We start from the raw sequence: 6,953 nt of genomic DNA on the forward strand, positions 1-6,953 counted from the left end.
TTTGCAAGATTCGCCAAAAACACCGAATTCTGGTCGGATTGTCCTACAAAACCCCTCTATCTCCTGCATTACAGCCTATAGCGCGATGTTAATTTTATTGATACTTTCCGCAGCGGTGATCACACGGAGTTCTAATAATGAAAAAAGTAATGCTCAAGACCACACTTAGCCTCGCCGTTGCCATGGCATCTTCCCAACTGTTCGCAAGCGGCTTCGCACTCAACGAACAGAGCGTCAGCGGGATGGGTACCGGTTTCGCAGGTCGCTCTTCTTCTGCCGATGATGCAAGCACTGTGTACGGTAACCCTGCCGGTATGGCTCGCCTGAATGGCCAGCAGATCACCGGTGGCGTCGCGGCCATCGATGCGTCGACCGACATCAGCAATACCGGCGGCAATTCTCGCGGCTCCAACAAAGGTGACATGGTTCCGTTCACCGCGGTGCCATTTGGTTTCTACACCAACAAACTCAACGATCAGTGGGCTGTCGGCTTCGGTGTCTACGCACCGTTCGGCCTGGTGACCGACTATGAAAACGGCTTCCAGGGCCGTGGTTTCGGCAGCAAGAGTGAAGTGAAGGTCATGACCTTCCAGCCAACTGTCAGCTATGCGTTCAATGATCGGGTATCCATCGGCTTTGGCCCGACCATCAACCGTATTTCCGGTGTGCTCGAGTCGGACAAGACACTGAACCCGCTGGTCTCCGACACCAACGTCAAAATCAAGGGTGACGATACCGCCCTGGTCTTCAACATCGGCGTATTGGTGCAGGCGACTGACACCACACGCGTGGGCCTGACCTACCACTCGAAGGTCAAGTACAAGCTCGAAGGCCACACCACCGTCAGCGGCCCGACCGCCACCCAGCCGTTCCTGCGTAACAACCGTTACGACGCTTCGCTGAAAATCGATACCCCAGAGTCCTACGACCTGTCGGTCACTCAAGACCTGACCGATGCCTGGAAACTCTATGGCGGTGCAACCTGGACACGCTGGAGCCGCCTCAAAGAAATCACCGTCAACAACGAAGGCGTAACCGCTGCCGGTGGCTTGCTCGCGCCTAGCCAGCTCGGCGCTATCACCGAAGAACAAAACTGGCATGACACCTGGGCCTACGCCGTGGGTACCTCGTACCAGTTGACCAAGCAAGTCGTGCTGCGGACCGGTTTGACCTTCGACCAGTCACCGACCAACAACACCAATCGTTCGCCGCGCATCCCAACGGGCGACCGCACGATCTTCAGCGTGGGTCTGGGCTACCAGGTCATGGATAACATGACGATTGACCTGGCGTACTCTTACCTGAAGGAAGAAGACGTCAAGATCAACCAGACCGCCGCTGCGCCATCGACGGCCAGCTACCGTGCAAAATACGAAAACAGTGCCAACGGTTTCGGCCTCGGCATGACTTACAAGTTCTGATCCACCGCCACACACATAAAAGCCCCGCTCTCCTGCAAAGGAGGCGGGGCTTTTTAGTCGGTGTCGATCAGGGCTTGGAGGCGATTGCCTTCTCTACCGCCTCGATCAGCTCAGGACTGTCCGGCTTGGTCAAACTTGAAAAATCACCAATCACCTTGCCCTGACGGTCCACCACGTACTTGTAGAAATTCCACTTCGGCGCGTTGCTCTGCTGCGCCAGCACCTTGAACAGGTGTACCGCGTCCGGCCCCTTGACCTTCTGCGGTTCGGTCATGGTAAAGGTCACGCCGTAATTCACGTAGCAGACCTTGGCGGTTTCCTCACCTGTCTTGGCTTCCTGCTTGAAGTCATCGGACGGCACACCGATCACTTCCAGCCCTTGGTCCTTGTAGCGTTGATACAAGGCTTCGAGGCCTTTGAACTGCGGCGCGAACCCGCAAAAACTCGCGGTATTGACGATGACCAATGGTTTGCCGGCATAGCGCTGGCAGAGGTCGATGGACTCCTTGGCGCGCAGCTTGGGCAATTGGCCCTCAAGCAAGGGCGGGCAATCGGCGGCCAAGGCCACACCGCCAAATGCAGCCATCAACACAGGTACAGCCAGCCAGCGCATCTGCATGTCGAAACGTCCTTTAAAGAATCCAGGCATCGAACTTAACAGATCGACATGCCCAGTTGCATCAACGCCAACCCACCCCGCTGCCAGCCCCACCAGGCCAGGGCCAGCAACAGAGCGATCGCGGCTGCCCCACCGAACAGGTATCCAATCGAATTCATGCTGCCTCCATCTGCGCCTGCAATCGCGCGACCGGCCGCTCACGTACCGGCCAATTCAGGGCGGCGGCGAGCAGGCTGAGCAGGATCGCCACCTGCCAGATCAAATCGTAGTTACCGGTTCGATCATAGACCACGCCGCCTAACCAGCCGCCCAGGAATGAACCCAGCTGGTGGAACAGGAACACGATCCCACCGAGCATGGAGAGGTTTCGTACACCAAACAGCGTGGCGACCGTGCCGTTGGTCAGCGGCACCGTGGACAGCCACAGAAAGCCCATCGCCATGCCGAACAGATATGCGCTGATTTCGGTGACCGGTGCCCACAGGAACAGCACAATCACCACCGCGCGCAGCAAGTATAAACCGGTCAGCAAGCGCGGCTTGGACATGCGCCCACCGAGCCAGCCGGCGGTGTAGGTGCCGAAGATATTGAACAGGCCGATCAACGCCAACACCGTGGTGCCGACAGTGGCCGGCAAATGCTGGTCCACCAGGTACGCCGGCAGATGCACACCGATAAACACCACCTGGAAACCGCAGACGAAAAAGCCGAAAGCCAGCAACCAGAACCCGGAGTGGGAGCAGGCTTCCTTCAAGGCCTCACGCAGGGTTTGCTGACCAACCACGACCGGCAGCGGTCGATCCTTGAGCATCGTCACCAGCGGCAGGATCAGCGCCACCATCAAGCCCAGCGCCAACAGGGCGGCCGACCAGCCCAGCCAGCTGATCAGGCCCAAGGTGCCCGGCACCATGGCGAATTGGCCGAACGAGCCGGCGGCGCTGGCAATGCCCATGGCCATGCTGCGCTTTTCCGGCGCCACGGCGCGGCCGACCACGCCCAGGATCACCGAAAACGAGGTGCCGGACAGGCCGATGCCGATCAGCAGGCCCGCGCTCAACGACAGCGTCCAGGCCGAATCGGACATGCCCATCAGCACCAGGCCGGTGGCGTACAGCACCCCGCCGACAAATACGGCCTTGGTGGCGCCGAAACGGTCGGCCAACGCACCGGTAAACGGCTGCGCCAGGCCCCAGATCAGGTTTTGCAAGGCGATGGCAAAGGCAAAGGTTTCACGGCCCCAGCCGAATTCGCTGCTCATCGGCGCCAGGAACAGGCCGAAACCATGCCGCACGCCCAAGGACAGCGCCAGGATCAGCGCACTCCCCACAAGGATCCAACCGCTGGTGCGCCACATCGAGGTCATTTCTTATTCTCCGCTCGCGGGTATATACCCGCTTGTGTTCGAACAAACCCGCCCTCAGGCGAGTTCGTCCAGCAAGGCCAACAAGGTTTCGCGTTTTTGCACGCCGAGGCGATCGATCAATTTCTGTTGCGCCGCTTCCCAGGCCGGCAAGGCGGCGGCCAAGCGTTCCGCACCGGCTTCGGTGAGCAGCACCAGGCGGTTGCGCAGGTCATTGCCCTCGACCAACTGCACCAACCCTTCGCATTCCAGCACCCGCAGGTTTCGCCCCAAGGTGCTGCGATCCAGACCCATGGCATCCGCCAGGCTGGAAATACTCGGTTGGTCGAGCCGTTGCAGGTTGCACAGCAAGGAATACTGGGCGACGTTGATCCCGAAGCCGTCAAGGGCGCCGTCGTAGTGCCTGCTGACGCCACGGGCGGCGCGTCGCAGGTTGGTGCATAAACATTGGGAAGCAAGCATGGAACGTGTATATACCCGCGATTAAGAGAATGCAAGAAAGTGTTACAGCGCGAGGCCGACCACAACCGTGACTTCGAGCAGCTCCAACAAGGCTCCGGCCGTATCGCCGGTGGTGCCACCAAGGCGCTTGATCATCAGTTGGCGCAGGCCGACGAAGCAGAGCGCAGCGAGCAACACGGCAACGCCGCCGTTGAAACCGCCAACAAGCATGCAGGCCAGGCCACTGAGGATCAGTACCTGCTGGCCGACAGTCCTCGGCAAATGATCCGACAGTGCCTGGCCCAACCCGCCTGCACGCACATAGCGCGTGGTGAGGAACAACGCCAGCATCGAGGCCCGCCCGATCAGCGGTGCCAGGATCAACGCCGCGCCGTTGTGCTGCTCGATCAAGGCCACCAAGGCGGTGAACTTGAGCAGCAGCACCAGCCCCAGCGTGACCACGGCAATCGGCCCGCTGCGCGGATCTTTCATGATGGTGAGGGTGCGCTCGCGGTCGCCAAAGCCACCCAGCCAGGCATCGGCGCTGTCCGCCAGGCCGTCCAGGTGCAGGCCGCCGCTGAGCAACACCCAGGCCGTCAGCAGCAGCGCGGCATGCAGCAACAGCGGCGTGCCCATCAGCGCCGAGTTCAGCCCCCACAACAGCAGACCGAACAGCAACCCCACCACCGGGTAAAACAACAGCGAGCGTCCCAGCTCCTGGGGTTGCGGCATGCCGGGCAGACGAATCGGCAAGCTGCTGAGAAATTGCAGGGCGATCCAGAATGGCAGCATCGTCAGATTCCTTCCTTCAACCCACCATCGGCGGCCACCCGCAGGCTGAACAAGCCGCCATGGCCGACCTCCACATTCAGCAACTGCTCACGGGGCAACCCTCGGGCACGCGCCAGCAGCAAGCGCATCACGCCGCCGTGGCTGATCAACAACACGCGCTCACCGGCGTAGGTCTGGTGCAGGCGTGAGACAGCGCCTAGAACCCGTTCGGAAAATGCGCTGACCGGCTCACCCTCGGGCGGCGTGAAGCCGTAGGGATCGGCCCAGAACAACCCGAGGCCTTCGGCGTCGGTGTCCATCAACGCCGCCGCGCTTTGCCCTTCCCAGGCGCCGAAGTGCAGCTCTTGCAGGTCTTTTTCCAGGTGCACCGGTAGATTGAGCCGTGCGCCCAACTCCTCGGCGAACCGCGCGCAGCGCTGCAATGGCGAACTGATCAGCCGATCCCAGGGTCCTCGCTCCGCCACTGCGGCGCGCATCTGCTCCCAGCCCCTGGCGGTCAACGCGTCGTCCAGGCTGCCGCGCAGGCCGCCGCCCAGCTCGGTTTCGCCGTGACGCAGCAGGTCCAGGTGCAAGATCATGCCGGGCGGTCCGCCACGGCCGCTTCGGCAAAGGTCGCCATCTGCCCATGCAGCGCACACGCCAGGCGCAGCAGCGGCACGGCCAACGCGGCGCCACTGCCTTCACCCAGACGCAGGCTCAGTTCCAGCAAGGGTTGCGCATCGAGGCTGTGCAGCACATGCCGATGCCCTGGCTCGGCGCCACGATGGCCGAACACCAACCAGTCGCGGCACGCCGGGTTCAGACGCGTGGCGACCAGCGCAGCCACCGTGCAGATAAACCCATCCACCAGCACCACGACGCCCTCCTGGGCACACGCCAGATAGGCACCCACCAGCGCAGCAATCTCAAAACCGCCCAGATTGAACAGGGTTTGCAGCGCATCATCGCGCTGCCCGGCGTGCAGCGCCAAAGCACGCTCGATCACCGCCACCTTGTGGCTGACACCGTCGGCGTCCAAGCCCGTACCCGGGCCGGTCAGGTCGCTGACCTGGCATTCGAGCAACGCACACGCCAGCGCACTGGCGGCAGTGGTGTTGCCGATGCCCATTTCACCGCCGATAAACAGTTGCGCAGCGTTTTCACGGGCACGCCGCACGCTCTCGCGACCCGCTTGCAGCGCCAATCGTCCCTGCGCGACGGTCATGGCCGGGCCTTTGACGAAATTGGCGGTGCCGGCGCCGAGATTCAGGTGATGCACACCGGGCAAGCTCAGCGAAGGGTTCACCGTGCCGAGATCAACCACTTCCAACCGCGCATCCAACTGCCGCGCCAACACACTGATGGCCGCGCCGCCAGTGACAAAGTTGTGCAGCATCTGCCCGGTGACTTCCTGGGGAAAGGCCGACACACCTTCGGCAACCACACCATGGTCGCCGGCAAAAATCGCGATCCATACCCGATCCATCGACGGTTTGACCTGGCCCTGCAAGCCGGCCAATTGCACCGCCAGCGCCTCCAACTGGCCGAGAGAGCCAGCCGGCTTGGTCAGTTGCTGCTGGCGCGCCAGGGCGTGTTCGTACGCCGTGGTGTCCATGGACTTACAAGGGTTAAGCCACCAGGTGTCAGTCATAACGCAGTACCTTTCAAGGTCAGGGGCAGGCCGGCAACCGTCAGGACAACACGCTGACAACGCTCGGCCAAGGCTTGATGCAGCCAACCGGCTTCATCCACATAGCGGCGAGTCAATTCGCCCAGCGGCACGACACCCAAACCGGTCTCGTTGCTGACAAAAATAATTTCACCCGTCAGCGTCGCCAGGCTTTGCAGCAGTTGCTCACGCTCGAACGCCAGGCGCTCCGGGTCTTCGAGCATGAGCAGATTGGTCAGCCACAAGGTCAGGCAATCCACCAGCAGGCAGCGGTCGGGGGCAGCGTTTTCGCGCAGCGCCCGCGCCAACTCGACGGGTTCTTCGATCAAGCCCCAATGCGCGGGGCGACGCTGACGATGCAGAGCGACGCGCGCATTCATCTCGCCGTCCAGCGCTTGGCTGGTGGCGATGTAAATAACGGGTAACGCGCTGTCGCTGGCGAGCTTTTCGGCGAGGCGGCTTTTACCGGAACGGGCGCCGCCGAGGATCAGTTGAAACATGAGGCATTACCTTCATTTATAACGCGGTCCAATGTGGGGCTGCCTTGTCGAATCGTCGCACCGCTGCGATAACCGTAGGTTCTACACAACTGCTTGCTCTTACTCTGTTGCTGTTGCTGTTGCTCTGGCTCTGGTCTCTGGCTCTGGCTCTGGCTCTGGCTTTGATCTTGAT

At 61.4% G+C, this 6,953-nt stretch carries 10 protein-coding genes; 1 reads left to right on the top strand and 9 read right to left on the bottom strand.

Features of this window, described 5'->3' with window-relative positions; genetic code table 11:
* Positions 1-137 precede the first annotated feature (137 nt).
* Positions 138-1,421: an OmpP1/FadL family transporter gene (locus JWR98_RS04530; protein WP_205489375.1), complete on the top strand. Its 1,284-nt coding sequence runs from the start codon at positions 138-140 to the stop codon at positions 1,419-1,421.
* 67 nt (positions 1,422-1,488) lie between these two features.
* Here JWR98_RS04530 and JWR98_RS04535 read toward each other — a convergent pair whose 3' ends face one another.
* The 9 genes from JWR98_RS04535 to JWR98_RS04570 form a co-directional block, all read right to left on the bottom strand.
* Positions 1,489-2,040 (bottom strand): glutathione peroxidase, encoded by a 552-nt coding sequence (locus JWR98_RS04535; protein WP_205489376.1) that lies wholly within the window; start codon positions 2,038-2,040, stop codon positions 1,489-1,491.
* A 35-nt stretch (positions 2,041-2,075) separates the two neighbouring features.
* Positions 2,076-2,198 (bottom strand): hypothetical protein, encoded by a 123-nt coding sequence (locus tag JWR98_RS29695; protein ID WP_256858215.1) that lies wholly within the window; start codon positions 2,196-2,198, stop codon positions 2,076-2,078.
* Positions 2,195-3,394: an MFS transporter gene (locus tag JWR98_RS04540; RefSeq protein ID WP_205489379.1), complete on the bottom strand. Its 1,200-nt coding sequence runs from the start codon at positions 3,392-3,394 to the stop codon at positions 2,195-2,197. The genes JWR98_RS29695 and JWR98_RS04540 overlap by 4 nt, the downstream gene beginning before the upstream one ends.
* A 63-nt stretch (positions 3,395-3,457) precedes the next feature.
* Complete coding sequence (locus JWR98_RS04545) at positions 3,458-3,862, bottom strand: MarR family winged helix-turn-helix transcriptional regulator (RefSeq protein ID WP_078734135.1); 405 nt, start codon at positions 3,860-3,862, stop codon at positions 3,458-3,460.
* Between the two features lie 42 nt (positions 3,863-3,904).
* Entirely contained in the window at positions 3,905-4,633 is a 729-nt protein-coding gene (locus JWR98_RS04550; protein ID WP_078734136.1) for an adenosylcobinamide-GDP ribazoletransferase, read from the bottom strand.
* 2 nt (positions 4,634-4,635) lie between these two features.
* Entirely contained in the window at positions 4,636-5,211 is a 576-nt protein-coding gene (gene cobC, locus JWR98_RS04555) for an alpha-ribazole phosphatase family protein (RefSeq protein ID WP_078734137.1), read from the bottom strand.
* Positions 5,208-6,263 (bottom strand): nicotinate-nucleotide--dimethylbenzimidazole phosphoribosyltransferase, encoded by a 1,056-nt coding sequence (gene cobT, locus JWR98_RS04560; RefSeq protein ID WP_078734138.1) that lies wholly within the window; start codon positions 6,261-6,263, stop codon positions 5,208-5,210. The genes cobC and cobT overlap by 4 nt, the downstream gene beginning before the upstream one ends.
* Entirely contained in the window at positions 6,260-6,781 is a 522-nt protein-coding gene (cobU, locus tag JWR98_RS04565) for a bifunctional adenosylcobinamide kinase/adenosylcobinamide-phosphate guanylyltransferase (protein ID WP_205489377.1), read from the bottom strand. Before cobU ends, cobT begins: the two co-directional genes overlap by 4 nt.
* The coding region (locus JWR98_RS04570; RefSeq protein ID WP_205489378.1) for a hypothetical protein at positions 6,769-6,953 on the bottom strand (185 nt) is incomplete at its 5' end. The genes cobU and JWR98_RS04570, both read right to left, overlap by 13 nt.

The sequence above is a fragment of the Pseudomonas lactucae genome, from assembly GCF_016937615.1.
Taxonomy (GTDB): Bacteria; Pseudomonadota; Gammaproteobacteria; order Pseudomonadales; family Pseudomonadaceae; genus Aquipseudomonas; species Aquipseudomonas lactucae.

Bases quoted from the DNA above. Each gene is read 5' to 3' on its own strand.
- cobU (WP_205489377.1), bottom strand. From the start codon at position 6,781: ATGTTTCAACTGATCCTCGGCGGCGCCCGTTCCGGTAAAAGCCGCCTC.
- cobC (WP_078734137.1), bottom strand. From the start codon at position 5,211: ATGATCTTGCACCTGGACCTGCTGCGTCACGGCGAAACCGAGCTGGGC.
- JWR98_RS04550 (WP_078734136.1), bottom strand. From the start codon at position 4,633: ATGCTGCCATTCTGGATCGCCCTGCAATTTCTCAGCAGCTTGCCGATT.
- cobT (WP_078734138.1), bottom strand. From the start codon at position 6,263: ATGACTGACACCTGGTGGCTTAACCCTTGTAAGTCCATGGACACCACG.
- JWR98_RS04535 (WP_205489376.1), bottom strand. From the start codon at position 2,040: ATGCAGATGCGCTGGCTGGCTGTACCTGTGTTGATGGCTGCATTTGGC.
- JWR98_RS29695 (WP_256858215.1), bottom strand. From the start codon at position 2,198: ATGAATTCGATTGGATACCTGTTCGGTGGGGCAGCCGCGATCGCTCTG.
- JWR98_RS04530 (WP_205489375.1), top strand. From the start codon at position 138: ATGAAAAAAGTAATGCTCAAGACCACACTTAGCCTCGCCGTTGCCATG.
- JWR98_RS04540 (WP_205489379.1), bottom strand. From the start codon at position 3,394: ATGTGGCGCACCAGCGGTTGGATCCTTGTGGGGAGTGCGCTGATCCTG.
- JWR98_RS04545 (WP_078734135.1), bottom strand. From the start codon at position 3,862: ATGCTTGCTTCCCAATGTTTATGCACCAACCTGCGACGCGCCGCCCGT.